This is a genomic window from Devosia sp. Root105, assembly GCF_001424865.1.
Lineage (GTDB): Bacteria > Pseudomonadota > Alphaproteobacteria > Rhizobiales > Devosiaceae > Devosia_A.
This window is the reverse complement of record NZ_LMCR01000003.1, coordinates 74,507-97,684: the sequence shown is the minus strand read 5'-3', so window position 1 is coordinate 97,684 and position 23,178 is coordinate 74,507. Positions and strand designations below refer to the sequence as shown.

The 23,178-nt window shown below is 65.4% G+C and carries 27 protein-coding genes; 16 read left to right on the top strand and 11 right to left on the bottom strand.

Translation table 11 applies throughout. From position 1 onward, the window contains the following. Window positions 1–112: 112 nt before the first annotated feature. Genes ASC68_RS06605 through ASC68_RS06585 form a run of 5 tightly spaced genes read right to left on the bottom strand, consistent with a single transcriptional unit; the run spans window position 113 to window position 5,355 of the window. Window positions 113–949 (bottom strand): dipeptide ABC transporter ATP-binding protein, encoded by an 837-nt coding sequence (locus tag ASC68_RS06605; protein WP_055876698.1) that lies wholly within the window; start codon window positions 947–949, stop codon window positions 113–115. Beyond that, window positions 949–1,785 (bottom strand): ABC transporter ATP-binding protein, encoded by an 837-nt coding sequence (locus ASC68_RS06600; RefSeq protein WP_055876694.1) that lies wholly within the window; start codon window positions 1,783–1,785, stop codon window positions 949–951. Before ASC68_RS06600 ends, ASC68_RS06605 begins: the two co-directional genes overlap by 1 nt. A 4-nt stretch (window positions 1,786–1,789) precedes the next feature. Next, complete coding sequence (locus ASC68_RS06595; RefSeq protein WP_055876692.1) at window positions 1,790–2,695, bottom strand: ABC transporter permease subunit; 906 nt, start codon at window positions 2,693–2,695, stop codon at window positions 1,790–1,792. After that, complete coding sequence (locus ASC68_RS06590) at window positions 2,695–3,702, bottom strand: ABC transporter permease subunit (RefSeq protein ID WP_055876689.1); 1,008 nt, start codon at window positions 3,700–3,702, stop codon at window positions 2,695–2,697. The genes ASC68_RS06595 and ASC68_RS06590 overlap by 1 nt, the downstream gene beginning before the upstream one ends. A gap of 57 nt (window positions 3,703–3,759) precedes the next feature. Continuing rightward, window positions 3,760–5,355, bottom strand: a complete 1,596-nt coding sequence (locus tag ASC68_RS06585) for an ABC transporter substrate-binding protein (RefSeq protein WP_055876686.1) — start codon at window positions 5,353–5,355, stop codon at window positions 3,760–3,762. A gap of 277 nt (window positions 5,356–5,632) precedes the next feature. Between ASC68_RS06585 and ASC68_RS06580 the strand changes: the two genes are divergently transcribed. From ASC68_RS06580 to ASC68_RS06570, 3 genes are all read left to right on the top strand, one after another. Next, window positions 5,633–6,022, top strand: a complete 390-nt coding sequence (locus ASC68_RS06580; RefSeq protein ID WP_055876684.1) for a VOC family protein — start codon at window positions 5,633–5,635, stop codon at window positions 6,020–6,022. Between the two features lie 85 nt (window positions 6,023–6,107). Beyond that, the gene (locus ASC68_RS06575) at window positions 6,108–7,034 is read left to right on the top strand and encodes an aldo/keto reductase (RefSeq protein WP_055876681.1); all 927 of its coding nucleotides are present in this window, start codon (window positions 6,108–6,110) and stop codon (window positions 7,032–7,034) included. Further along, entirely contained in the window at window positions 7,031–7,540 is a 510-nt protein-coding gene (locus ASC68_RS06570; RefSeq protein ID WP_055876678.1) for a hypothetical protein, read from the top strand. The genes ASC68_RS06575 and ASC68_RS06570 overlap by 4 nt, the downstream gene beginning before the upstream one ends. On the opposite strand, the gene ASC68_RS06565 is transcribed toward ASC68_RS06570, so the two are convergent. After that, window positions 7,526–8,149, bottom strand: coding sequence for a TetR/AcrR family transcriptional regulator (locus ASC68_RS06565; protein ID WP_055876674.1), 624 nt, complete (start codon window positions 8,147–8,149; stop codon window positions 7,526–7,528). The genes ASC68_RS06570 and ASC68_RS06565 overlap by 15 nt on opposite strands. Window positions 8,150–8,249: 100 nt before the next feature. Between ASC68_RS06565 and ASC68_RS06560 the strand changes: the two genes are divergently transcribed. Together ASC68_RS06560 and ASC68_RS06555 are read left to right on the top strand one after the other, a co-directional pair. Then, window positions 8,250–9,068: an NmrA family transcriptional regulator gene (locus ASC68_RS06560; RefSeq protein ID WP_248310500.1), complete on the top strand. Its 819-nt coding sequence runs from the start codon at window positions 8,250–8,252 to the stop codon at window positions 9,066–9,068. Beyond that, entirely contained in the window at window positions 9,065–9,532 is a 468-nt protein-coding gene (locus tag ASC68_RS06555; protein WP_055876669.1) for an anthrone oxygenase family protein, read from the top strand. The genes ASC68_RS06560 and ASC68_RS06555 overlap by 4 nt, the downstream gene beginning before the upstream one ends. On the opposite strand, the gene ASC68_RS06550 is transcribed toward ASC68_RS06555, so the two are convergent. The 3 genes from ASC68_RS06550 to ASC68_RS06540 all read right to left on the bottom strand — a co-directional run bounded on the left by ASC68_RS06550 (window position 9,522) and on the right by ASC68_RS06540 (window position 12,091). After that, window positions 9,522–10,250, bottom strand: coding sequence for an SDR family oxidoreductase (locus ASC68_RS06550; protein ID WP_055876665.1), 729 nt, complete (start codon window positions 10,248–10,250; stop codon window positions 9,522–9,524). The two genes, ASC68_RS06555 and ASC68_RS06550, sit on opposite strands and share 11 nt — an antisense overlap. Before the next feature lie 145 nt (window positions 10,251–10,395). Then, window positions 10,396–10,893 (bottom strand): 2,4'-dihydroxyacetophenone dioxygenase family protein, encoded by a 498-nt coding sequence (locus tag ASC68_RS06545; protein ID WP_055876662.1) that lies wholly within the window; start codon window positions 10,891–10,893, stop codon window positions 10,396–10,398. A 259-nt stretch (window positions 10,894–11,152) separates the two neighbouring features. Further along, window positions 11,153–12,091, bottom strand: coding sequence for a Gfo/Idh/MocA family oxidoreductase (locus ASC68_RS06540; RefSeq protein WP_055876660.1), 939 nt, complete (start codon window positions 12,089–12,091; stop codon window positions 11,153–11,155). A 129-nt stretch (window positions 12,092–12,220) separates the two neighbouring features. On the opposite strand from ASC68_RS06540, the gene ASC68_RS06535 reads away from it, so the two are divergent. Continuing rightward, window positions 12,221–12,421 (top strand): hypothetical protein, encoded by a 201-nt coding sequence (locus tag ASC68_RS06535; RefSeq protein ID WP_055876658.1) that lies wholly within the window; start codon window positions 12,221–12,223, stop codon window positions 12,419–12,421. A 65-nt stretch (window positions 12,422–12,486) separates the two neighbouring features. On the opposite strand, the gene ASC68_RS06530 is transcribed toward ASC68_RS06535, so the two are convergent. Then, the gene (locus ASC68_RS06530) at window positions 12,487–13,743 is read right to left on the bottom strand and encodes a glycerate kinase (protein ID WP_055876655.1); all 1,257 of its coding nucleotides are present in this window, start codon (window positions 13,741–13,743) and stop codon (window positions 12,487–12,489) included. A 304-nt stretch (window positions 13,744–14,047) separates the two neighbouring features. Here ASC68_RS06530 and ASC68_RS06525 point away from each other — a divergent pair, with 304 nt between their 5' ends. The 7 genes from ASC68_RS06525 to ASC68_RS06500 all read left to right on the top strand — a co-directional run bounded on the left by ASC68_RS06525 (window position 14,048) and on the right by ASC68_RS06500 (window position 18,317). Next, window positions 14,048–14,539: a hypothetical protein gene (locus ASC68_RS06525; protein ID WP_156387269.1), complete on the top strand. Its 492-nt coding sequence runs from the start codon at window positions 14,048–14,050 to the stop codon at window positions 14,537–14,539. A gap of 100 nt (window positions 14,540–14,639) precedes the next feature. Next, window positions 14,640–15,362, top strand: a complete 723-nt coding sequence (locus ASC68_RS06520; protein WP_055876650.1) for a DUF1045 domain-containing protein — start codon at window positions 14,640–14,642, stop codon at window positions 15,360–15,362. After that, window positions 15,340–16,476, top strand: a complete 1,137-nt coding sequence (locus ASC68_RS06515; protein WP_055876649.1) for an alpha-D-ribose 1-methylphosphonate 5-triphosphate diphosphatase — start codon at window positions 15,340–15,342, stop codon at window positions 16,474–16,476. The genes ASC68_RS06520 and ASC68_RS06515 overlap by 23 nt, the downstream gene beginning before the upstream one ends. After that, complete coding sequence (gene phnN, locus ASC68_RS06510) at window positions 16,476–17,030, top strand: phosphonate metabolism protein/1,5-bisphosphokinase (PRPP-forming) PhnN (RefSeq protein ID WP_055876646.1); 555 nt, start codon at window positions 16,476–16,478, stop codon at window positions 17,028–17,030. The genes ASC68_RS06515 and phnN overlap by 1 nt, the downstream gene beginning before the upstream one ends. 54 nt (window positions 17,031–17,084) lie before the next feature. Continuing rightward, window positions 17,085–17,237: a hypothetical protein gene (locus ASC68_RS28930; RefSeq protein ID WP_197421105.1), complete on the top strand. Its 153-nt coding sequence runs from the start codon at window positions 17,085–17,087 to the stop codon at window positions 17,235–17,237. Continuing rightward, window positions 17,221–17,436, top strand: coding sequence for a hypothetical protein (locus ASC68_RS06505; RefSeq protein ID WP_156384622.1), 216 nt, complete (start codon window positions 17,221–17,223; stop codon window positions 17,434–17,436). The genes ASC68_RS28930 and ASC68_RS06505 overlap by 17 nt, the downstream gene beginning before the upstream one ends. Window positions 17,437–17,630: 194 nt before the next feature. Next, window positions 17,631–18,317, top strand: coding sequence for a hypothetical protein (locus ASC68_RS06500; protein WP_055876642.1), 687 nt, complete (start codon window positions 17,631–17,633; stop codon window positions 18,315–18,317). A gap of 77 nt (window positions 18,318–18,394) precedes the next feature. Here the strand turns inward: ASC68_RS06500 and ASC68_RS06495 are convergent, their stop codons facing one another. Continuing rightward, window positions 18,395–18,706 carry a septal ring lytic transglycosylase RlpA family protein gene (locus ASC68_RS06495; RefSeq protein WP_082527963.1) on the bottom strand — a complete coding sequence of 104 codons (312 nt, stop codon included), beginning with the start codon at window positions 18,704–18,706 and terminating at the stop codon, window positions 18,395–18,397. A gap of 499 nt (window positions 18,707–19,205) precedes the next feature. Between ASC68_RS06495 and ASC68_RS06490 the strand changes: the two genes are divergently transcribed. The 3 genes from ASC68_RS06490 to ASC68_RS06480 all read left to right on the top strand — a co-directional run bounded on the left by ASC68_RS06490 (window position 19,206) and on the right by ASC68_RS06480 (window position 23,137). After that, window positions 19,206–20,555, top strand: coding sequence for an NAD(P)-dependent oxidoreductase (locus ASC68_RS06490; RefSeq protein ID WP_055876637.1), 1,350 nt, complete (start codon window positions 19,206–19,208; stop codon window positions 20,553–20,555). Between the two features lie 11 nt (window positions 20,556–20,566). After that, window positions 20,567–21,886 carry an NAD-dependent dihydropyrimidine dehydrogenase subunit PreA gene (gene preA / locus ASC68_RS06485; RefSeq protein ID WP_055876635.1) on the top strand — a complete coding sequence of 440 codons (1,320 nt, stop codon included), beginning with the start codon at window positions 20,567–20,569 and terminating at the stop codon, window positions 21,884–21,886. A gap of 222 nt (window positions 21,887–22,108) precedes the next feature. Further along, the gene (locus ASC68_RS06480) at window positions 22,109–23,137 is read left to right on the top strand and encodes a GGDEF domain-containing protein (protein WP_082527962.1); all 1,029 of its coding nucleotides are present in this window, start codon (window positions 22,109–22,111) and stop codon (window positions 23,135–23,137) included. Window positions 23,138–23,178 lie beyond the last annotated feature (41 nt).

Genomic DNA, 23,178 nt, shown 5'->3' with positions numbered 1-23,178 from the left:
GGCCGCAGCCGACGTGCTTTTGGCAGCTTTGGGCAAGTAGTGACACCGGCGTGGGAAGCATCGCCGAACGCTACGGGCCCAGGCTTAACACCGGCTTAAAGTGTGCGGCAGATCAGGCTGAGGCCAGAGCTGCTTTCCTCGCCAACCTGGCCTTGATGCTCTCGACATCGGCGCCTGGCGTCGCGGCGAACAGCGAGCGGGTATAGGGATGCTCGGGGTTGGAGAACAGCTTGTCGCGCGTCCCCTGCTCCACCGCCTCGCCCAGGTACATCACCATCACCTCGTCGGCGATGTATTTGACCACGCTGAGGTCGTGGCTGATGAACACGTAGGTGAGCCCGAACTCGTCCTGCAGGTCGGCGAGCAGGTTGAGGATCTGCGCCTGCACCGACAGATCGAGCGCCGAGACCGGCTCGTCGAGCACCAGCAGCGAGGGCTTCAGGATGATGGCGCGGGCGATGGCGATGCGCTGGCGCTGGCCGCCCGAGAACATGTGCGGATAGCGGTTGAAGTGCTCGGGTTGCAGCCCGACCTTGACCAGCATGTCGAGGGCGCGGTCGCGCCGTTCGGCGGCCGGCATATCGGTATTGAGGAGCAACGGCTCCATCAGCACGTTGCCGATCTTCTGGCGCGGGTTCAGCGAGCCATAGGGGTTCTGGAAGACGATCTGCACCTTGCGGCGCATGGCGGCGGTGACGCCGCTCTTCTTGATGTCGATGGTCTCGCCGTCGATCAGCAGCTCACCGTCGGTCTGCCGGTCGATCAGCGTCAGGATGCGGGCCAGCGTCGACTTGCCCGAGCCGGACTCGCCGACAATGGCCAGGGTCTTACCCTGTTCGAGCTTGAAGCTGACGCCCTTGACCGCATGCACAGTGCGGCCGCCGCCGAACAACGTGCCGCCGATGTGATAGTCGCGGACCAGGTTCCTGGCTTCGAGGACGGTGCTCATCACACGGCCTCCTCGAAGTTGGTGCCGGTAATGGTCGGCAGCCGGTCGCCGGTGGCGTTGTCGGGGAGCGCCGCGAGCAGCGCGCGGGTGTAGGAGCTCCTCGGCGCGGTGAAGAGCTCGAGCACGCCCGCCTCCTCCATCTTGCGCCCCTTATACTGCACCACGACGCGGTCGGCGGTTTCGGCGACGACGCCGATATTGTGGGTGATCATGATCAGGCCCATGCCGTGCTCGGCCTGCAGCCGTACCAGGAGATCGAGGATCTGCTTCTGGATGGTGACGTCGAGCGCCGTGGTCGGTTCGTCCGCGATCAACAGCTTGGGGTTGCAGGCAATGGCCATGGCAATCATGACGCGCTGGTTCTGCCCGCCTGACATCTGGTGCGGATAGGATTTCAGCCGCTCCGCCGGGTTGGGGATGCCGACCTGATCGAGCAATTCGATGGCGCGGGCGCGGCGCTGGGCTTTGCCCATGCCGAGATGGAAGCGCAGCACTTCCTCGATCTGGAAGCCCACCGTGAAGCAGGGGTTCAGGCTGGTCATCGGCTCCTGGAAGATCATGGCGACGTCCTTGCCGATGATCTTGCGCTTGTCGGCAGCCGACATGGCGAGCAGGTCCTTGCCGTCGAAGGTCATCTTGTCGGCGCTGACATGAGCGGTGGGCGGCAACAGGCCCATGACGGCAAGCATCGCCACCGACTTGCCGGAACCGCTCTCGCCGACGATAGCCAGGACTTCGCGGGCGTCGACATGGATGTCGATGCCTTTGACGGCGTTGAACACGCCGACCGAGGTATCGAAGCTGACGGTGAGATTTTTGACTTCGAGCAGGTGCATCGCCTCAGCTCCGCTTGAGCTTGGGATCGAGCGCATCGCGCAGGCCGTCGCCGACGAGGTTGATGGCGAGAACCGTGATCAGGATGGCGAGGCCGGGCATGGTGACGATCCACCAGGCGCTGGTGATGAACTCGCGGGCCCGCGCCAGCATGGTGCCCCATTCCGGCGTCGGCGGCTGCGCACCCATGCCGAGGAAGCCGAGCGCCGCCGCCTCGAGGATGGCGTTGGAGAAGCTCAGCGTCGCCTGGACGATCAGCGGCCCGAGGCAGTTGGGGAGGATGGTGACGAACATCAGCCGGATGTGGCTGGCGCCGGCGACCTTGGCCGAGGTGACATACTCGCGGCTCTTCTCGCTCAGCACCGCGGCGCGGGTCAGGCGGGCGAAATGCGGCTGCAGCACCAGCGCGATGGCCAGCATGGCGTTGAACAGGCCGGGGCCGAGGATCGCCACCAGCACCAGCGCCAGGAGCAGCGAGGGGAAGGCGAGGATGATATCCATGACGCGCATGATCAGCGCATCGACCCAGCCACGGAAATAGCCGGCGAGCAGCCCGAGCGTGACACCGACGATCAGCGCGCCGGTGACGACGATGAAGCCGATCATCAGCGAGTAGCGTGAGCCGTGGATCAGGCGCGAGAGAATGTCGCGGCCGACCTCGTCCGTGCCGAGGAAGAATTGCGGCTGCGTGCCGCCGGCCCAGGGCGGTGCCATGCGGATGAACTCGCGGAACTGCTGGTCGGGCGAGAACGGCGCCAGCACTGGCGCGAACAAGGCAACCAGGATCAGCAGCAGAAACACGGCGAGGCCGAGGACAGCCCCGTGGTTCGTCGAGAAATAGTACCAGAACTCGCGCAACCCGCTGAAGCGGCCCGGAGCGGTGGAGGTCGTGGTGGTGGTTTCTGCGGCCATCACTGCACCCTGATGCGCGGATTGATGACGGCGTAGAGGATGTCGACGATGAGGTTCACCGCCATGACGATCAACGCGATGAGCAGCAGGCCCGACTGTACCGAGACGTAGTCACGCTTAGAAATCGAGTCGATCATCCACTTGCCGATGCCCGGCCAGGAAAAGATCGTCTCGGTGAGGATGGCGCCGGCCATCAGCAGGCCGATCTGCAGGCCGATGGTGGTGACGACCGGGATCAGCGCGTTGCGGAAGGCGTGAACGCCGACGACGCGGTTGGGGTCGAGGCCCTTGGCGCGGGCGGTGCGGACATAGTCCTCGCCCAGGACTTCCAGCATGGCGGAGCGCGTCTGCCGGGCGATGACGGCGAGCGGAATGGTGCCGAGCACGATCGCCGGCAGGATCAGGTGGCGCAGCGCCGAGATGAAGCCATCGGGTTTACCGGCGAGCAGGCTGTCGATCAGCATGAAGCCGGTGATGCGCGGGAAGAAGAAGTTGAGCGCGATGCGACCCGACACCGGGGTCCAGCCGAGATAGCCGGAAAAGAAGATGATGAGCAGAAGCCCCCACCAGAAGATCGGCATCGAATAGCCGGTGAGCGCCACGCCCATGGTGATCTGGTCGAACCACGAGCCGCGCTTGATGGCGGCAAAGATGCCGGCGGGAATGCCGAGCGCCACGGCGATCAGCATGGCGAACAGCGCCAGCTCGACGGTTGCCGGGAACAGGGTCAGGAATTCATCGATCACCGGCCGCTTGGTGGCGAGCGAGATACCGAAATTGCCCTGCAGGATGCCGCCGACGTAATTGAAGTACTGCTGCCAGATCGGCAGGTTGTAGCCGAACTGTTCCTTCAGGATCTCGTAGCGTTCGGGGGTGACGCCGTGCTGGCCGGCCATCGCGAGGATGGGGTCGCCGGGGAGCAGGCGGATGAAGGCAAACGACGCGATCGTGATGCCGATAATGGTCGGCACGATCAGGGCGAGTTTCTGGAGGATGAATCGCAGCATTGGGTACGCCAAGGGGCGGCGCCGGTGATGGCGCCGCCCCTCGAACTCTATCTCTAATTATTCGGTCACGTCGACATTGTCGAAGCGGTGAATCCCGAGCGGATCCATAGTGTAGCCGAGGACGCGCTTGTTCATCGGCATGAAGACCTTGGAGTGCGCCATGGTCAGGGCCGGCTCTTCGGCTTTGAAGATTTCCTGGGCCTTGGTGTAGAGCGCGGTACGCTCGGCCGGGTCGGAGACCTTCTTGGCGTCCTGGATGACCTTCTCGAAGTCGTCGTTGCACCAGCTCGAGTAGTTGGACACGCCAATGGCCGAGCAGGAGAACAGCGTCGCAAAGAAGTTGTCCGGATCACCGTTGTCGCCGGTCCAGCCGATCTGGAACGCACCCGGGCGGTCCTTCTGCTTGCCGCGCTCGCGGTATTCGGTCCACTCGTAGGTGACGATGTTGGCAGTGACGCCGACCGCGGCCCAGTCGGCCTGGATCATTTCAGCGGCGCGCTGCGCGTTCGGGTTGTACGGACGGCTGACCGGCATGGCCCACAGGTCGAGGGTCAGGCCCGAAACGCCTGCGTCGGCGAGGAGCTTCTTGGCGCCTTCCGGATCGTAGGCAGTGTCGACGATCTTGTCGTCATAGGACCACATGGTCGGCGGGATCAGGTTCTTGGCCGCCTGGCCAGCGCCCTGGTAGACCGCATCGACCAGCGCCTGCTTGTTGATGGCCATCGAGAGCGCCTTGCGGACGTTCACGTTATCCATCGGAGCGACGGTGGTGTTGTAGGACATATAGCCGATGTTCAGGCCTTCCTGCTCCATCACCTGCAGGTTGGTGTCGGCCTTGAGGCCTTCGATATCGGCCGGGGCGGGATACGACATGATATCGCATTCGCCGGCCTTGAGCTTCTGCGCACGCACCGCCGGATCGGTGGTGATGGCGAAGATCAGGTCGTCAATCGCCACCTTGCCACGCCAGTAGTCGGCGAAGGCCTGGTAACGGATGACGGCATCGGTCTGGTAGTCGACGAACACGAAGGCACCGGTACCGACCGGCTTGTTGGAGAAGTCGGCCAGGTTGCCCGAAGCGGCGAGCTGGTCGGCATATTCCTTCGAAACGATCGAGGCGAAGTCCATGCCCAGGTTGGCCAGCATCGGCGCGTTGGGCTCGTTCAGCGTGATCTTGACGGTCAGGTCATCGACCTTCTCGATCGACTTGAGGAACTTGGGCATGTCCATGCCCTGGAAATAGTCCCACGAGATGCCCTCGAGATACTTGTTCCACGGATTGTCTTCCTTCCACTGCCGCTCGAGCGAGAAGATCACGTCGTCGGCGTTCAGCTCACGCGTGGGCGTGAAGTAGGAGGTGGTGTGGAACTTCACACCCGGACGGAGCTTGAAGGTGTACTCGAGCCCGTCGGCCGAGACTTCCCAGCTCTCGGCGAGACCCGGCTGCACGGCGGTGCCGCCATGTTCGAACTCGACGAGGCGGTCATAGATGGTGCGCGAGCTGGCGTCGAAGTCGTTACCACCGGTGGTCGGACCGGGGTCGAAGTGCGCCGGCGAGGCTTCCGAGCAGAACACGAGCTGCTTGGCATAGACGCTGCCGCCCATCACCGCGACGAGCGCGGTGGCGGCGAGCAGGGTTTTCATCAAATGCATGATGGTTGTCTCCCGAAAAGCATTACGCCCCGGCATTCAACGGCAGAGTCCCTTCCGCCGGCCGGAGCTTGGCGCGCAACAAAGCGCTTTTTCTGCCGCCACGCAATGGCCCAGTTTTACCGGTTGGTCAAAGCCTCGTCATACGCAATGCCGTTTCAACAAAGCCGCTATCGCCGCAAACCTGAGTTTCCCGGCAGGTAAAGCGGTTGCGCAGGTGGGATCGATTTCACACCGCGGCAATTGACGGTCGCGACGCGCTGCCGCAAATGATCGGCACATGAGCCAGTCCATTGCCACAATCGCCCTCGTCGTCGCCGACTATGACGACGCCATCTCGTTCTATGTCGACAAGCTCGGATTCGCGCTCGCGAGCGACCTCGACATGGGTGGCGGCAAGCGCTGGGTCACCGTGACGCCTGATGGCGGCGGGGCCAGACTGCTGCTGGCGAAGGCGGACGGGACCGCGCAATCCGCCCATATCGGCAACCAGACCGGCGGGCGGGTCGGCTTCTTCCTCGAGACCGACGATTTCGCCCGCGACCACGCCACTTACGCGGCGCGCGGTGTGCGGTTCCTCGAGGCGCCCCGCAACGAAGCCTATGGCTCGGTGGCGGTGTTCGAGGATCTCTACGGCAACAAATGGGACCTGATTCAGCCCAAGGGTTGAGACGTCCATCGCTTGTCGCCGATGGATGGCAAGGCTAGGCTCACCGGGCCTTCCTGCCTGTCCCTCACCAATACTGGAGATCACCATGAGCAAGCGCCGCCTCGGCCGCACCGAGCTTTTCATCGACCCCTTGGTTTTCGGTTGCAACGTGCTGGGCTGGACGCTGGAGGAGCAGGCGGCCTATCCGGTGCTCGACGCATTCCTCGATGGCGGCTTTGCGGCGCTCGACACCGCCGACAGTTATGGCAAAGGCAAGTCCGAAACGATCATCGGCAACTGGATGAAGGCGCGCGGCAATCGCGACAAGGTGCTGGTGTTCACCAAGGTCGGCTCGGACATGGGCCAGGGGCACCGCGACCTCAGCGCCAAATGGATCGAGGAGGAAGTCGACGCCTCGCTGCAACGGCTGCAGACCGACTATATCGACCTCTACCAGACCCATTGGCCCGACCCGAATACGCCGCAGCAGGAAACGCTCGAGGCGCTCGACAAGGTCGTGAAGGCCGGCAAGGTCCGCTATATCGGCTCGTCCAACCAGGACACGGCGCTGTTGAGCGAGGCGCTCGGCATCTCGAAGGCCGACGGCTTGGCGCGCTACGAGACGATCCAGAACGAGTTCAACCTCTACGACCGCATGAAGTTCGAAGAGGTGCAGGCGACCTGCGTGGCCGAGGGCGTCTCGGGGATCGGCTATTTCAGCCTGGCGCGCGGCTTCCTCGCCGGCAAGTATCGCAGCGCCGCCGACGCGCAGAAGAGCCCGCGCGGCCAAACGGTGGTGGAGAAATACCTCAACCCCAAAGGCTATCGCATCCTCGAGGCGCTGGACGCGATCAGCAAGCGGACCGGGGCGCTGCCGGCGGAGGTCACCCTCAGCTGGATCGCGGCGCAGCCGGGCGTCGGCGCACCGATCGCCTCGGCGACATCGGTCGAGCAGGTGCAGAGCCTGATGCGCGGCGCCAACCTGACGCTGAGTGCCGAGGACCTGCAGTTGCTGACGGACGCCGGCAAATGACGTCGACGGCTGCGGCCGCAGCGCTGTTGGCTTGGGCGCTTGGCACCCTCGCCGCCCCTGCCCTCGCCCAGGAAGCCGGCTGGCACTATTCGCCGCTACAGGGCGAAGGCGACCGGGCGGCTCTGGGTTGTGCTGCCGGATCGACGCCAAAGGAATTCGTCTGCCTCGCGGTGCGTTGCGAGGACGATTTCGAAATCGGCATTCATCTGCACACCAGCCGTCCGGGCGGCGACGCCGGACGATGGCGGATCGATATCGACAAGGAAGACGGACACGAAGTCGACGCCAAGCCCGATGGTTCGCCCTACAACGCCCGCATCGAGGGCGACGTGGCGCCACTGCTCGAGGCGCTGAAGAACGGCGGCCTCGCCTTTCTCGACCCGAAAGCCGGGCCGGACCTGCCCAGGAACGGCTTCACTCTCGATGGGTCGCTCTACGTGATCAACCAGGCGCTGTACTTCTGTGCGCCGCGCGTGCCGCCAACGGCGGCCTCAGTCGCCGAGTAACTCGGCGACTGCCATGCGCTTGAAGTTGCCGACGTAAGCGTCGCCCTCCTTGCGGCCCACCGAAATGGCAAGGCGCATGCTGGCGCTGCCCAGGTACATCACCAGGGTGGCGCGGTTGAGCAGTTCCGCTGGATCGGCATCGGGATAGATCCGCTGCAGCACGGCGCCGACCAGCGCGCCGTTCTCGTGGCTGTCGGCGAGGTCGATGCCGTGCAGCGATTTGTCGGCCTGGGTGCCCGACCAGATGTCGCGCATCACCGGCTCGGCCAGGAACAGGCCGTAATAGATATCGATGAGTTCGCCGAAGGCCCGGCGGAAGTCAGGCGCATCGCTGACCCCGGCGAGGCCATCGCGAATGCAGGCGCGGCCCTCTTCATTGTAGCGCTCGGCCAGCGCCCCGATCACCGCCGCCTTGTCTGGAAAGTATTGGTAGAGCGAGCCGATCGAGATTTCCGCCTCGGCGGCCAGTTCCCCCATCTTCATGGCGTCGCTGCCACTCCGCTCGATCAGCCCCTTGGCCGCATTGAGAATGCGCTCGACCCGCTCGCGGCTGCGCTGCTGCTGCGGGGTGCGTCGCGCCGGGACGGCGGTTTCGGCGGCTTCGGCCATAAGTGAATAATCCTCACATTTCTGCTTGACGTCGATAATATGAGGATTTATCACCTTCCGCAACATGAGACTTCCTCATGTTTTGCGAATGGAGCATGAAATGACCAAACCGATCCTGATCATTGGCGGCCGCGGCAAGACCGGCGCGCGGGTTGCGGAGCGCCTCGAAGTACGCGGCTTGCCGGTGCGGCTGGCCTCGCGGTCGACGGGGTTCGACTGGACCGACCGCGGCACCTGGGCGGCAGCGCTTGAGGGGGCTGCCAGCGCCTACATCACCTATTACCCGGATATCGCGATCAAGGGCGCAGCCGAGGCGATCGGCGCCATTACCGAACTGGCTCTGTCGCTGGGGCTAAAGCGGCTGGTGCTGCTGTCCGGCCGGGGTGAGCCGGAGGCGCAGCGGGCCGAGCAGCAGCTGATCGCCTCGGACGCCGACTGGACCGTGGTGCGCGCCAGCTGGTTCAACCAGAACTTCGACGAGGGACAGTTCCTCGAGATGGTGCTCGGCGGCGAGGTGGCATTGCCGGTCGACGCGGTACGCGAGCCGTTCGTCGATTGCGACGATATCGCCGACGTGGTGACCGCAGCGCTGACCGACGACCGGCATATCGGCCAGCTCTACGAGGTTACCGGCCCGCGGCTGTTGACCTTCGCCGAGGTGGTTGCCGAGATCAATCGCGCGAGCGGCAGCAACGTGACGTTCCGCACTATGCCGGCCCATGAGTTCCTCGACTCGCTCGCCGGCAGCGAAATGCCTGAAGAGATTGCGGGGCTGCTCGAAGAGCTGTTCAGCGAGGTGCTGGACGGCCGTAACGAATCCCTCGCCGATGGGGTGCAGCGGGTACTCGGGCGGCAACCGAAGGACGTTGCCGACTTTGCACGCGAAGCGGCAGCCAAGGGCGCCTGGAGGCAACCATGAACTGGATCGATATCCTCAGTATCGTCGTGGCGCTCGGCGCAGCGCTGATCGGCGGAACCTTCTTCGGGTTCTCGAACTTCATCATGCCGGCAATCGGCCAGCAGCCACCCGCCAACGCCATCGCGGTGATGAACGCCATCAACGTGACTGTGCTCAATGCCGGCTTTCTCGGCGCCTTCATGGGGACCGCGATCCTCGGGCTGGCGCTGGTGCTGGCGGTGTTCGTGGCGGGCGGCAGCCCGTGGGCCGCGGCCGGTGCCTTGACCTACGTCATCGGCACGTTCGGCGTGAGCATGGCGATCAATGTGCCGATGAACAACCGGTTGGCCAGGTTCGAAGGCCCCAGCCCCGAGGGCACCGCCTACTGGGCCACCTACCTCAGGGACTGGACCCGGTGGAACTCGATCCGGTCCGGCGCCGCAATGCTCGCGACGCTCCTCTTGCTGATCTCGCTTATGCGATGAGGTAGCCGCCGTCGACCGGCAGGATCGCTCCGGTGATGAAGCCGGCGAGCGGCGAACACAAGAACAGGGCGGCAGGCGCCAGGTCCGCCGGAGTGCCCCAGCGGCCGAGCGGGGTACGGCCCATCAGTTCAGCGTTGCGCGCCTCGTTGGCGCGCGGCACCGCGGTCATCGCCGTCTCGATCCAGCCGGGGGCGAGGGCATTGACGCGGATCTGCTCCTTGGCAAAGGCAGTGGCGAGCGACTTGGTGAGGCCGGCGACGGCGTGCTTCGACGCCGCGTAAGCCGGGGCGTGCGGGGCGCCGAAGAACGAGAACATCGAGCCGATATTGAGGATGGCGCCGCCCGCGAGCTTGTCCTTGAAGGCGTAAGCGGTGCGCATCGAACCGTTGAGGTTGATATCGATGACCGTCGCAAAGCCGTCGACGGTGTGCTCGGCAGCGCGGAGGTTCACCCCGGCGCAGTTGATCAGCGCGGCAACGCTGCCGAAGGTCGCGGCGTACTCGGCGACCTGTTCGGAATTGCGCACGTCGAGCTCTGTGTAACGGAAGCGCGGCTCGGCAGCGGCGCCCGCCTCGACCTCGGCCTGGGTGGCGCCGGTGACATGCACCACCGCCCCGGCATCAGCAAAGGCGCGGCCGATGCCCTGGCCGATGCCGGAGGTGCCGCCGGTGATGACAACGGTCTTCTTGGCGTAGAATTCGGATGCCCAGCTAGTCATTGAGGCCTATCCCATCGGTTTCTTCCTTCTCCCCTTGAGGGAGAAGGTGGCGAGCGTAGCGAGACGGATGAGGGGACGGATATCGCAACTGCCCCTCACCCGCCCTTCGGGCACCCTCTCCCTCAAGGGGAGAGGGAAGGAAGGGTCAGCGTACGAACTGGTCCACGTAGTCCGCCCCGAGCCCCACCTTTTCGTAGTGCTTCTTGCACATGTCGATCTTGGTGAAGACGTCCTCGAAGCCGACCTGCTTGTTGTCCTTGTCGAGATAGACCATGCAGCCCGAGATGTTGAAGAAAGTGATCATCTCCGGGGTGTCCTCGGGCACGGTCAGGGTATGGATCTCGCCCGGCGGCTCGAACACATAGGAGCCGGTTTCGGCCACCCAGTCGTGCTCGAGATAGTGCCAGCGGCCCTTGATGACGTAGCCGTGCACCGGCTGGGGGTGGAGGTGGCGGCTCAGAATGCCGGCGCGGCGGACGCGCAGCAGGTTGCACCACTGGCCCTGCAGCGTGTTGAGGAACAGCGGACGGAACCAGACCCCCTCGGCCTGCGGCACCCAGACCCGCTCATCCTCGGGGACGGCGGTGATGGCGATTTCCCGGGGCGCCATCGGATGGGCCGAGCCGTTGAAGGTCTCGTACATGGCAGGTCTCCTCGTCACTGGTATGGTAGCTGTATGCGGTGCGAGCTAACCCTGCCAGTCGACCTACGTCTAGTGGCGTCGCGCATTCGACAACGCATCAACCGATCGTCCGGCGCGGGCTGACCCCCACCCCTGTCCCCTCCCCCTAAGAATGGGGAGGGAGACCAAAACACCGGCGTCAGTGAGGGCGTCTCCCTTCCCCTTGCGGGGAGGGGACAGGGGTGGGGGTCCACAGCCACCGGCCCATCCTGAAGCGTCCTTACCAGTGGAACTCGTCGACGTTCTCGCGGGCGCCGAGCAGGAAGGCATCGCCGACCAGCCGCAGAGGCGAACCGTCCATTTCGGACTTGCCCTTCTTCAACAGCTTGGCGAAGCGCTCGTAGATCGCCTCATACTCCTCGGAGGGGTTGGCGACGGTTTCCTTGCCATTGACCGTGAGCACGGTGCCGCCGCGCTCGAGCTTCAGCTGCGTGCCCTTCCGGGTCTCGATGGCGATGGTCCAGATCTCGCCCGACTCCTCCAGCCAGTTGAAGCCGGCGCTGAGCTTGGGCTGGTGCTTTTCGCCGGACTTGAAGACGATCTCGACATCGACCGGGGTCTGGCGGTTGGCCGGGAACTTCAGCTTGGCGCTGTCGACGAAGACCGGGAACGGCATGATCTTGGTGAAGATCGACATGGCGTTGATGCCCGGATCGCAGACGCCGAAGCCGCCGGGCTCCCACACCCATTCCTGGCCGGGGTGCCACTTCCGGACGCTCTCGCGCCAGTCGATGCGAAGCGAGGCGACACCTTCGTCCTTGAGGATCAGTTTGGCGGTGTCGACGGCGGCATTGTAGCGTGAGTGCCAGGTCTGGAACAGCACCTTGCCCTTCTTCTCGCCATAAGCGACGAGGTCCTCGAACTCGGTGATGGTGGGGGTCGGCGGCTTTTCCAGCAGCACATCCTTGCCGGCATCGATCGCCTGCCGCACATAGGCGTGGCGGACGCCGGGCGGGGTGCAGATGGCGACCAGCTTCACCTCGGGCATGGCCTTGTAGAGTTCGGCCGGGGTCTTGAACACCGGCACGTCGCGATGGCCGAGGCCGCGGGTCGAGACGCAGGCCGCGAGCTCGAAATCCGGGCTCTTGTCGATCACCGGCAGGTGCTGATCCTGCGCGATCTTGCCGATACCGATGACGGCGATCTTCTTTTTGGCCATTGCCGAAACACTCCCTGAAAGCGGGCGGCACTTAAAGGCATGGGCGAAGGAAAGGGAAGTTCCCCACCAAGGAAAATCGTCCGGCTGCCTAAGGTGGGCTATGCTGAGGCGTCAGGTGGGAGAGTTGTGATGTCGCGGGCATTCGTCAGTGAAGGCAACAGCGTGCCGCAGGTGTTCGCCTCGGCGGAAAGCGCCGAGAGCGCTGCCAACCTGCAGCGGGCGATGGACGGCAAGGACTATGACTACGAGGTGCGGCCGCGGAGCCGCGGCGGCTACATGGTGGCGCGCCTCAGCAAGAACGGCGAGTTTGACTCCTGGGTCGAGGAATAACCTCGGCAGTCGGCAGTCGATAGGTAGTGCTGCGACTGCCGACGGCCTACTCCCGACTGCCGTTCTCAGCGCACGAGGATGGCGCGAAAATCGTTGACGTTGGTGCCGGTGGGGCCGGTGAGCAGCAGGCCGCCGACGGCGCGGAAGGCGTTGTAGGCGTCGTTGTTGGCGAGAGCCCGACGTGGGTCGATGCCGGCGGCGCGCAGCCTCGCCGCGGTGTGGCCATCGCAGATGGCGCCGGCATTATCCCCTGCCCCGTCGATACCGTCGGTATCGGCGGCGAGCGCGGTGATGCCCTCGATGCCATCGATGGCGAGGGCGAAGGCGAGCAGGAACTCGGCGTTGCGGCCGCCCCGGCCATCGCCGCGGATGGTGACGGTGGTCTCGCCGCCCGACAGCAGCAGCGCGGGCTTGGCGAACGGACGGTTGCGGGTTTTGATCTCACGCGCGAGCGCGGCGTGAACCGACGCGACGTCGCGCGCTTCGCCTTCGATCGCATCGGAGAGGATATGGGCCTCTAGCCCCGCGGACCGCGCCTCGGCGGCCGCGGCCTCCAGCGACAAGGCGGCGGACGCTATGATGCGGACGGTGTTGTGGTGAAAGCGCGGATCGCCGGCGCGTGGCGCGGGGTTGAGATCGGAGGCCAGCAGCTCTTCGGCGGCCGCCGGCAGTTTCAGCCGGTAGAGCGAGGCAAGGTGGCGCGCTTCGGCGCGGCCGGAACTCAGCGGCACTGTCGGTCCGGAGGCGACCAGCGACGGGTCGTCGCCGGGGATATCGGAGACGATGAGCGTGGCGACGCGGGCCGGCGAGGCCAGGGCGGCGAGGCGGCCGCCCTTGATGGCGCTGAGTTCGTTGCGGATGACATTCATCACCGAGATCGGCGCACCCGAGGCCAGCAGGATTTCGTTGACCGCCTGCTCGTCCTCGAAGCTGAGCCCGGCCGCCGGCTGCGGCAACAGCGCCGAGCCGCCGCCCGAGATCAGCGCCACCACCAGGTCGTCATGGCCGAGGCCGGAGACCTTTTCCATCAGCCGGCGGGCGGCGAGGTAGCCGGCCATGTCGGGCACCGGATGGGCGGCCTCGACGATTTCGATGCGCTCGCAGGGCGTGGCGTAGCCGTAGCGGGTGACCACGAGGCCACTGTGGATCGGCCCGGGCCAGGCCAGCTCGAAGGCCCGCGCCATCTGCGCGGAGGCCTTGCCGGCGCCGATGACGACGGTCCGTCCCCTTGGCGGCTCCGGCAGGTTGGCGGCGATGGCGTGCTGCGGCTGGGCGGCGTCGACGGCGCGATGATAGAGCCGTTCGAGAAGGTCGCGATCCATGAAGCCCCGGGGGTACTGATTTGCCGCGATATTGGCGGCGTCGCCCCGTCGAGGCAAGCACCGGGCGATGCGGCAACGCGTTCATGCCCGGTACAGCTCATTTCTGCCAGAAGGCGCGCAGAAAATGCATCGGCCTCGTCTGTGTCCGATGCGCAACGTTAACAGCTGGTCTTGCTGAACAAGGGCGAAATGGCCACCTCACGCGAAGTTCAAGCGTCGGGACCTAGTTGCCGCCGCAGGAAACCAGCGACATAGTCAGGCACCGATCGTGGACGCGATCGATGGGCCTGCGCAGGAAACAACAATGAACAGAATTCGTCCTCTCGCGGGCGCGTTGCTCGCGGCACTGATGTTGTCGCCCCTCACGGCGGCTGTTCTGCCAGTGGTGGCAGATGAGGTTGACCTGCTGCTGCCCGGCGGCCCAACCGACGGAACCGGTCCGGCGGCCGGCACCGGACCGGCGGACGAGCTTGTCCCGCCGGTTACGGCCGATAGCGGGGACGGCGACTCGTCGTCCGACTATGTCCCTGAGCCGATGCTGCAGACCCGGCATTTCGGGCTGACAGTCCAGCTGAGCTGCGCCGTTTCGGGCAAGCCGAACGCTATCGTCGTGGTCAATCACAGCGCCGAAGAGCTGCCGCCGGGAACCCGGATCAAGTGGCAGCTGAAGAGCGAGGGCAAACGCGGCTTCTTTGCGCTGCTGAACCCGCTGGCCGGCGGTGAGACGCTGGTGGCGGACAATGTCCTCGACAGCGCGGCAAGCGAGGCCGCCGACTGCGTGGCGCGCGTCATCTGAGCTTCGTCTGAACCCGGCAGTGGACAGCTTGTCGGACTGACAAAAAACTGACATCGAACGGGGCTAGTCAGCCCCGTCCCTTGCCGAGCCTGAAGTCCCGATGCCCGAACGTTTTGCCATCTACTACGCCCCCGGTGCGGCCGAGCCGCTCTGGGCGAAATCCGCCGAGTGGCTGGGACGTGATCCGCTGAGCGGGGCAACGATCGACGGTCCGCTCGCCGGCACGGCGCGGGACGCGCTGTTCGACCGGAGCGTGTCGGCCCGGCGCTACGGCTTCCACGCCACGCTCAAGGCACCGATGACGCTGGCCGCCGGCAAGTCGCGCGCCGAGCTCGAGGACGGGCTGGCCGATTTCGCCGCCGAGGCGGAGCCGGTGGCGATCGGCCGGCTGAAACTTCACCTGATCGACGGCTTCCTGGCGCTGATCCCGGCAGACCAGCCGCGCGAACTCACCGACTTTGCAGCCGAGGTGGTCGAGGTGTTCGAACCGTTCCGCGCGCTGCCATCGGCGGCCGAGCGTGAGCGGCGGCTCAAGGGCGGACACCTGAGCGAGCGGCAGATCGAACTGATGGACCGCTTCGGCTACCCGTACGTGTTCGAGCAGTTCCGCTTCCACATGACCTTGACCGACCGGCTGCCCGAGCATGAGCGCGAGGCCTATTCGCGCGCTGCCGCGGCGCATTTCGGAGCACTCGCTGAAGCCGAAACTATGCTGGACAGGCTTGTGCTGTTCCACGAGCCTGAGCCGGGGGCGCCGTTCGTGCGCCTCGGCGATTTCATTCTTACTGGGGAGGCCGCCGATGAGCGAATTCGCGCTCGCTAACGCTCGTATCGTTCTCAATGACGAGGTGGTGACCGGCTCGGTGCTGGTGCGCGACGGAGTCATCGCGGCGATCGACACCGGCTCGGTGCGGGCCGGTGAGGACATGGAGGGCGACTATGTCATCCCGGGCCTCGTCGAACTCCATACCGATCATTTCGAAAACCACTACCGGCCACGGCCGGGCGTGACCTGGAACGCCATTGCGGCGCTGCAGAGCCATGACGCGCAGGTTGCCGGCGCCGGCATCACCACCGTGTTCGACGCGGTGCGGATCGGTTCGGACCCGGAAGTGGGCGACATCACCGCCGATGTGCGCGCCATGGTCGACGCGGTGGCCGAGGCCGATGCCGGCGACCGGCTCAGGGCCGATCACCACATTCATTTGAGGTGCGAACTGGCGACGCCCGACGTGGCGCAGCACTTCGAGGACAATTGCAGCAACCCGATCGTTGGGCTCGCTTCGCTGATGGACCACACGCCGGGGGCGCGCCAGTACACCACGCTCGAGCACTACATCGCCTACTACCAGAAGAAGCTCCGCCTCTCGGACGCCGAGATGGCGCAGTACATCGCCGACCGGCAGGCCGAGCGGGAGCTCTATGCCGACAAGAACCGCGCCGCGATCCTGAAACGCGGCCGCGAGATCGGACTGGCCTTCGCCAGCCACGACGACGCGACGGTGGAGCATGTCGACGAGGCAGTGCGTGACGGCATGGCGATTGCCGAGTTCCCCACCACCATGGAGGCGGCGCGCGCCTGCCACGAGGCCGGCATGGCGGTGCTGATGGGCGCCCCCAACGTGGTGCGCGGCAAATCGCATAACGGCAATATCTCGGCGGCCGAGCTGGCGCGGGCCGGCGTGCTGGATGTGCTGAGCTCGGACTATGTGCCGTTCTCGCTGATCTACGCGGCGTTCCTGCTGCCGGAAGTGGCCGACAGCATCACGCTGCCGGAATCGGTGGGCATGGTGACCTCGCGGCCGGCAGCGGCGGCGCACCTCAACGATCGCGGCGAGATTGCCGTCGGCAAGCGCGCCGACCTGGTGCGGGTGCGGCGGACCGATCCGGTGCCGGTGGTGCGCGCGGTGTGGCGGCAGGGCAAGCGGGTCAGCTGATGAGCCACGGCGCCCTCGTCCTCGTCGTCGGACCGTCGGGCGCCGGCAAGGATACGCTGATCGGCGCGGCCAAGGCGGCCCTCGCCGACGACCTGCGCTTCAGCTTCCCGCGCCGGGTGGTGACCCGCACCGCGATGGTCGAGCTCGAGGATCACGACAGCGTCGACGTCAACGAGTTCGGCCGACAGAAGCTGCGCGGCGCCTATGCGCTGGATTGGGAAGCGCATGGGCTCTGCTACGGCGTACCGGCGGCAATCGACGCGGCAATGGTGGCCGGACGGATCGTGGTGGTGAACACCTCGCGCAAGGTGATCGAGCGGGCGATCGAAAAATACCCCAGCTGCCACGTGCTGTTGGTGACGGCGCGGCCGGAGGTGCGGGCCAAGCGCCTCGCCGGGCGCGGCCGCGAAAGCGCCGAGGACATCGAGGCCCGGCTGCAGCGCGAAGGCGCGCCGGTGCCGGAGGGGATCGTGCCTCAGATCATCGACAACTCGGCCGGGCTGGACGCTGGGATCGCCTCATTCGTCGGGGCGCTGCGCTCGATCGCCGATTGAACCTGCGGCCGGGTTAATGCGTTGCCCCCTCTGAACAGCGTCAGAGGAACCGGCATGAGCAGAAGTTCGCTTTACACCGTTATCGCCGTGCTCGCGGCGCTCGCCGTCGGCTTCGGCATCTACATCGCCTATCAGGAATCGCAGAAGCCGGCGCTGGAGATCCGCGTCGACGAAGGAGGGATCAAGATCGATGGCAATGGTGGTTGACGAAGCCCGGCGCACCCAACTGATCGAGGAGGCGCTCAAGCACGCGCTGCAGCGGCAGCCAGTGGAGAAGGTTGCCGATCTCGATCTCACCAAGCTGGCCGTGGATATCGAGGCGATCATCGGGGCGGAGCCGCATCCGCTCGACCCCGAGGGGGACGGGCTGACGACCGGCGAACTCAACGCAGCAAACGATCTCTAGTGTCGTTTCAGCGTTTGCATGAAGCGGCCGAACAGCAGACCAGAACTGCTGTCTGCAAATAGTTGCCAAATAATCTTCGGCGCGCTGCCTGCTAACTTTCCTGCATCGACGAGGGAAAGACCTCGGTTGCGGGGAGTTACGGTAGCGCGCGTTATTACGTTGCCGCGCGACCATGGCTCCGGGGAGGACGGAGAATGGCAGCGCGATTTGCCGGCCCGTTGCACCGAGCGAACGAACCTGGCTTTCTCTACAACTGCGGCAATGTGCTGGGATTTGTCGCCGGCCTCATCGCCGCGGTGTGGTTGCATGACGCACAGGTCGGCGGCGACACCTTCGACAAGGTAATCCGTCACCTGGCAGGGAGCCAGGCAGCGCTGGCGCTGAGCCTGGCGACAATGATCTTTTTCTGGGGCGGCATCGTTTATAGCCGAGCCTGGGCCAGAGGCGCCCCACCCAATGCGGCGCTGAACCGGCAGGGTGACCTGTGGTCGACTGCTGGCGCGATCTGTCTGGCGTTCGGGCTGTTCGTTCTGGGCAACCCGCTGCTGGCGCTGAGCGCCGGGGTGCTGCATGCCATGGGCAAACTCGGAAGCGCCTGGGGCGGCAATGTGCGGCTGAACTTCGCCGGCTGGTCGCCCAGCGTCGGCGATCTTGCAAAGGATCTGGTGCTGGTCAGCCGGGTGCCGGCGATCCTTTCGGCGGCGGTCGGCTTTACCGGCGACTGGCTCTCGGCCAGCGTGATCCTCTGTTGCCTCGTCTGGGCGCGCGCCGATTGGCTGCTGCTCTCGCCCGACGGGGCAATCCGGCGCAGTTGCCAGGCCCTGCGCGATAGCCTGAGGCCAAAGCAAAGGGGCCGCCCATCTCACCCGGGCGACCCCTGATCTTGTGAACCGATCGGCCACTGGCCACGCGCTCAAAGCGGACAGGTCTCAACCCTGTCCTGAGCGCCATTCGGTTTTTACAGCTTGGCGACGCACACTTTGCCGACACCTGCATTCTTGGTGCCGAGCCTGGCAGCGGCTGCCTTGCTGAGGTCGATGATGCGGCCCTTGGCGAAAGGACCGCGGTCGTTGATCGTGACCTTGATCGACTTGCCCGTCCGCTGGTTCGTGACCTTCACGACCGTGCCGAGGGGAAGCGTCTTGTGGGCGGCAGTCATGGCATTCTCATTGAACCGCTCGCCCGAGGCCGTCTTCTTGCCGTGGAAACCTGGTCCATACCAGGACGCCCCACCGCACTGATCTGCCATTGCGCCTGTGACTGAGGTCATAAGGCCCGTCACGAGGGCTGCGGCGACCAGAACGATTTTCCTATTCAACCTTGGACTACTCACGCTTGTTTACGATGGCGGGAGAAGGCTTTGGCGGTGTGGCGACAATATGAACCGAAAATGAACACCGCCCTTCCAAGTGCAACCGTTGCCGAAATGCATCAGTAGCATTACCGAGGGTCGTAAGGATTTTGTGCGAGATTCCAGAAACTTGCCCGGGTTTAGCCAATGACTCGGAAGGGATGCCGCGGTCTGAAGTTTTTCTCGACCAAGCGCAAAAGCACCCCCGAAGCGGCTTGCCGATAGACAGAATAAGGCGCGATTTCGGTCGGAAAGGCGGGCAAACGGCCCACCAGATCCAACCGCTGCGCAGGAATTTCCGCTGGCGCGGAGGCTTCGGGGTGAGCTCAAAATTCCTATTTTTGACCAATTGATAAAATTTCGGAGCTGCGTTAGCGTCCTCAGTCTGGAATGGCTCTAAGGAGAGAGGGAGCTGCCGATGAGCGGGGGAATGCTCAAACAAGGCATCGCATCCGGGCGACTCGAGCCCGGCCAGTACGCACGCAACTTTTCCGACCTGCATCCGGCGCTCGACCGGCACGAGGCCTTCGTCGAGGCCGATCGCTGCTACTTCTGTTTCGATGCGCCGTGCATGAACGCCTGCCCCACCGAGATCGATATCCCGATGTTCATCCGGGAGATCTCGACGGACAACCCGCTGGGGGCGGCCGAGACGATCTTCGAGCAGAACATCCTGGGCGGCATGTGCGCCCGCGTCTGCCCCACAGAGCAGCTGTGCGAAGACGCCTGCGTGCGCATGGAGGCCGAAGGCAAGCCGGTGAAGATCGGCCAGCTGCAGCGCTATGCCACCGATATCGCGATGGAGGAGAACGCGCAGTTCTTCACCCGCGCTCCCGCTACCGGCAAGACCATCGCCGTGGTCGGCGCCGGCCCCTCGGGGCTCGCCGCTGCGCACCGGCTCGCCGTGCACGGCCACGACGTGGTGGTCTACGATGCGCGCCCCAAGGCGGGCGGGCTCAACGAGTACGGCATCGCTTCGTACAAGACGCCGGACGGCTTCGCGCAGGCCGAGGTCGACTATGTCACCTCGATCGGCGGCATCGAGATCGAGCTGGGCCAGGCGCTGGGACGCGAGCTGTCGCTCGATGGCCTGCTGGAGCGCCACGACGCGGTGTTTCTCGGGGTCGGGCTGGGCGGTGTCAATGCGCTCAGGGCCGAAGGCGAAACGGACGGCTCGCACGGGCTTGCCGATGCGGTCGATTTCATCGCCGAACTGCGCCAGAGCGACGATCTCTCCAAGCTCCCCGTCGGTCGCCGCGTGGTGGTGATCGGCGGCGGCATGACGGCGATCGATGCCGCCGTGCAATCCAAGCTCCTCGGCGCCGAAGAAGTGACCATCTGCTACCGCCGCGGGCAGGAGCACATGAACGCCTCGAGCTTCGAGCAGGATCTCGCGGCGTCGAAGGGCGTCACCATCCGCCATTGGCTGCAGCCCAAGCGGGTGTTGAGCGAGAACGGCAAGGTGACCGGGATCGAACTCGAATACACCGAGCTCAAGGACGGGCGCCTGAGCGGCATGGGTCACACGCTGACGCTGCCGGCCGACCAGGTGTTCAAGGCCATCGGCCAGACGCTCGAGGACGAGACGGCCGCTGGATTGGCGCTGATCGCCGGCCGCATCGAGACCGACGCCGAGGGCCGCACCTCGCGGCCGGGTGTCTGGGCCGGTGGCGACTGCGTCGCAGCCGGCGACGACCTGACGGTGACCGCGGTGGCGCAGGGGCGCGACGCGGCCGAGAGCATCAACCGCTATCTCGCTGGAAACTGAGGAGGGACGCCATGGCCGACATCCGCAACAATTTCGTCGGGATCAAATCGCCCAACCCGTTCTGGCTGGCGTCGGCGCCGCCGACCGACAAGGCGTACAATGTCGAGCGCGCCTTCAAGGCGGGCTGGGGCGGCGTGGTGTGGAAGACGCTGGGCGAGGAAGGCCCGCCAGTGGTCAACGTCAACGGACCGCGCTACGGCGCGATCTGGGGCGCCGACCGGCGGCTGCTCGGCTTCAACAATATCGAGCTGATCACCGACCGCGACCTGCAGAAGAACCTGCAGGAGATCAAACAGGTCAAGAAGAACTGGCCGGATCGCGCCGTGGTCGTCTCGCTCATGGTGCCGCTCGCCGAGGAAAGCTGGAAGTCCATCCTCGCCGTGGTCGAGGAGACCGAGGCCGACGGTGTCGAGCTTAATTTCGGCTGCCCGCACGGCATGAGTGAGCGCGGCATGGGTGCCGCGGTCGGCCAGGTGCCCGAGTACATCGAGATGATCGTGCGCTGGTGCAAAGCGCATACGCGTATGCCTGTGATCACCAAGCTGACGCCGAATGTCACCGATGTGCGCCGTCCGGCGCGCGCGGCGAAGAGTGGCGGCACCGATGCGGTATCGCTGATCAACACCATCAACTCGATCACCGGCGTCGACCTCGACAACTTTGCGCCAATGCCGACGATCGACGGCAAGGGCACGCATGGCGGCTATTGCGGCCCGGCGGCCAAGCCCATCGCGCTGCATATGGTGGCCGACATCGCCCGCGATCCCGAGACCTACGGCCTGCCGATCTCGGGCATTGGCGGGGTCACGACCTGGCGCGACGCGGCAGAGTTCATGGCGCTGGGCGCCGGCAATGTGCAGGTCTGCACCGCCGCCATGGTCTATGGCTTCAAGATCGTCGAAGAGATGATTTCCGGGCTGCAGAACTGGATGGACGAGAAGGGCCACGCAACGCTTGAGGATTTCACCGGCCGCGCCACCCGCAACGTCACCGACTGGCAGTTCCTCAATCTCAACTACATCACCAAGGCGCATATCGACCAGGACAAGTGCATCAGCTGCGGCCGTTGCCACATCGCCTGCGAAGACACCTCGCACCAGGCGATCACCAAGGAGAAGGACGGCAAGCGCCACTTCGAGGTGATGGACGACGAGTGCGTCGGCTGTAACCTCTGCGTCAATGTCTGCCCGGTGGAAGACTGCATCACCATGATCCAGCTGGAGCCGGGCATGCTCGATGAGCGCACCAAGAAGGTGGTGGAGCCGACCTACGCCAACTGGACGACGCACCCGAACAACCCGATGCGGAAGTCGGTTGAGCCGGCGGAATAGGCGCGCACCGAGCGTGGGGCCCACCCCGTCCGAGCTGCGCTAGGCAGGAGAGCTGCCAAGCTGCGCTTGCCCCCCATGGGAGGTGGGGGCCGGCGGTTGGGGCGCACCATTGGCGACGCCCGACACTGTAACCATTGTTCAACCATGCGCCGACGAGAGGCGGTGGCGCTAAGGGATTGGCAAACTCCCGCGCCGTAGCGTCCCCCTGACGTGGAGGGGATAATGGCGCAGCGTAGTGCAGGCACGGTCGGTTCGGCTGCTGGAGCCGACGCTATTGCCATGGCGGCTGACCTCGACTTGCCTAACCCGCGGCGCCTCTTGATCATCAGCATCGTGGCCATCGTGCTGCTCGGCCTAAGCGTGGTGATCGCCGCCGGCTATTCGGTCCTTTCGATCAATGAAACGGCGATCAGCGCTGAAACCGAGCGCGCCCAAGTGGCGCTTGCCGTGGTGCTGCAGGACGGACAGCCCGATGCAGCCGGTGCGACCCGTCTGGCTCGGGACTTTGTGCTGAAGGGCGCGCGCTTCGGCGAGGCGGCCGGCATGCAGCCCGGTGAGGTGGCGATCGCGGTTCCGGGATACGAGACCCAGTTGATGTGGACGCCGCGGCGGATCGGCACCGAACTGGCGCAGCACCTGGCGCCGATACGGCTATTGGCCAGCGCGCTGTTCCTCGGCGGCATCGGCATCGTGCTGAACCGGCTCTATCGGCTGGCGCGGCTGCTCGAGGCGCGGCGCCGCGCGGCGCAGGACCTGGCGGCGCGGGATGCGCTGACCGGCCTCCACAACCGGCTCGGCTTTGACCAGCGGCTCGGGCAGACGACAGATGGCCCGGCGCTGCTCTATCTCGATCTCGACGGCTTCAAGCACGTCAATGACAGCTTTGGACATGGCGCCGGCGACGACCTGCTGCGGATCGTGGCAGACCGGCTGAGAGGGTTGGCGCGCGACGGCGACTGCGTGGCGCGGATCGGTGGCGACGAGTTTGCCTTTCTCCGCTCACCGCCGACATCGCGGGCGGAACTGGCGGAGCTGGCAGCCGATATCGGTGTGGCGCTGAGCGAGCCGGTGCGGCTGGGCGCGACGCAGATCCAGATCGGCGCCAGCATCGGCATTGCCATGGGCAGCGAGCACGGCGATGACCGCGCCCGGCTGGTGGCCGCTGCCGACGCAGCGCTCTACCGCGCCAAGGCCCTGCCCGGCCACGCCTTCGTTTTCGCCGACTCCCCGATCATCTCCGCCGCTGCCTGAGTTTTCACCCACCTCAATCGGTGGACTCGACTTGCGTAATA

Bases quoted from the DNA above. Each gene is read 5' to 3' on its own strand.
- ASC68_RS06605 (WP_055876698.1), bottom strand. From the start codon at position 949: ATGAGCACCGTCCTCGAAGCCAGGAACCTGGTCCGCGACTATCACATC.
- ASC68_RS06600 (WP_055876694.1), bottom strand. From the start codon at position 1,785: ATGCACCTGCTCGAAGTCAAAAATCTCACCGTCAGCTTCGATACCTCG.
- ASC68_RS06595 (WP_055876692.1), bottom strand. From the start codon at position 2,695: ATGGCCGCAGAAACCACCACCACGACCTCCACCGCTCCGGGCCGCTTC.
- ASC68_RS06590 (WP_055876689.1), bottom strand. From the start codon at position 3,702: ATGCTGCGATTCATCCTCCAGAAACTCGCCCTGATCGTGCCGACCATT.
- ASC68_RS06585 (WP_055876686.1), bottom strand. From the start codon at position 5,355: ATGCATTTGATGAAAACCCTGCTCGCCGCCACCGCGCTCGTCGCGGTG.
- ASC68_RS06580 (WP_055876684.1), top strand. From the start codon at position 5,633: ATGAGCCAGTCCATTGCCACAATCGCCCTCGTCGTCGCCGACTATGAC.
- ASC68_RS06575 (WP_055876681.1), top strand. From the start codon at position 6,108: ATGAGCAAGCGCCGCCTCGGCCGCACCGAGCTTTTCATCGACCCCTTG.
- ASC68_RS06570 (WP_055876678.1), top strand. From the start codon at position 7,031: ATGACGTCGACGGCTGCGGCCGCAGCGCTGTTGGCTTGGGCGCTTGGC.
- ASC68_RS06565 (WP_055876674.1), bottom strand. From the start codon at position 8,149: ATGGCCGAAGCCGCCGAAACCGCCGTCCCGGCGCGACGCACCCCGCAG.
- ASC68_RS06560 (WP_248310500.1), top strand. From the start codon at position 8,250: ATGACCAAACCGATCCTGATCATTGGCGGCCGCGGCAAGACCGGCGCG.
- ASC68_RS06555 (WP_055876669.1), top strand. From the start codon at position 9,065: ATGAACTGGATCGATATCCTCAGTATCGTCGTGGCGCTCGGCGCAGCG.
- ASC68_RS06550 (WP_055876665.1), bottom strand. From the start codon at position 10,250: ATGACTAGCTGGGCATCCGAATTCTACGCCAAGAAGACCGTTGTCATC.
- ASC68_RS06545 (WP_055876662.1), bottom strand. From the start codon at position 10,893: ATGTACGAGACCTTCAACGGCTCGGCCCATCCGATGGCGCCCCGGGAA.
- ASC68_RS06540 (WP_055876660.1), bottom strand. From the start codon at position 12,091: ATGGCCAAAAAGAAGATCGCCGTCATCGGTATCGGCAAGATCGCGCAG.
- ASC68_RS06535 (WP_055876658.1), top strand. From the start codon at position 12,221: ATGTCGCGGGCATTCGTCAGTGAAGGCAACAGCGTGCCGCAGGTGTTC.
- ASC68_RS06530 (WP_055876655.1), bottom strand. From the start codon at position 13,743: ATGGATCGCGACCTTCTCGAACGGCTCTATCATCGCGCCGTCGACGCC.
- ASC68_RS06525 (WP_156387269.1), top strand. From the start codon at position 14,048: ATGAACAGAATTCGTCCTCTCGCGGGCGCGTTGCTCGCGGCACTGATG.
- ASC68_RS06520 (WP_055876650.1), top strand. From the start codon at position 14,640: ATGCCCGAACGTTTTGCCATCTACTACGCCCCCGGTGCGGCCGAGCCG.
- ASC68_RS06515 (WP_055876649.1), top strand. From the start codon at position 15,340: ATGAGCGAATTCGCGCTCGCTAACGCTCGTATCGTTCTCAATGACGAG.
- phnN (WP_055876646.1), top strand. From the start codon at position 16,476: ATGAGCCACGGCGCCCTCGTCCTCGTCGTCGGACCGTCGGGCGCCGGC.
- ASC68_RS28930 (WP_197421105.1), top strand. From the start codon at position 17,085: ATGAGCAGAAGTTCGCTTTACACCGTTATCGCCGTGCTCGCGGCGCTC.
- ASC68_RS06505 (WP_156384622.1), top strand. From the start codon at position 17,221: ATGGCAATGGTGGTTGACGAAGCCCGGCGCACCCAACTGATCGAGGAG.
- ASC68_RS06500 (WP_055876642.1), top strand. From the start codon at position 17,631: ATGGCAGCGCGATTTGCCGGCCCGTTGCACCGAGCGAACGAACCTGGC.
- ASC68_RS06495 (WP_082527963.1), bottom strand. From the start codon at position 18,706: ATGACCTCAGTCACAGGCGCAATGGCAGATCAGTGCGGTGGGGCGTCC.
- ASC68_RS06490 (WP_055876637.1), top strand. From the start codon at position 19,206: ATGAGCGGGGGAATGCTCAAACAAGGCATCGCATCCGGGCGACTCGAG.
- preA (WP_055876635.1), top strand. From the start codon at position 20,567: ATGGCCGACATCCGCAACAATTTCGTCGGGATCAAATCGCCCAACCCG.
- ASC68_RS06480 (WP_082527962.1), top strand. From the start codon at position 22,109: ATGGCGCAGCGTAGTGCAGGCACGGTCGGTTCGGCTGCTGGAGCCGAC.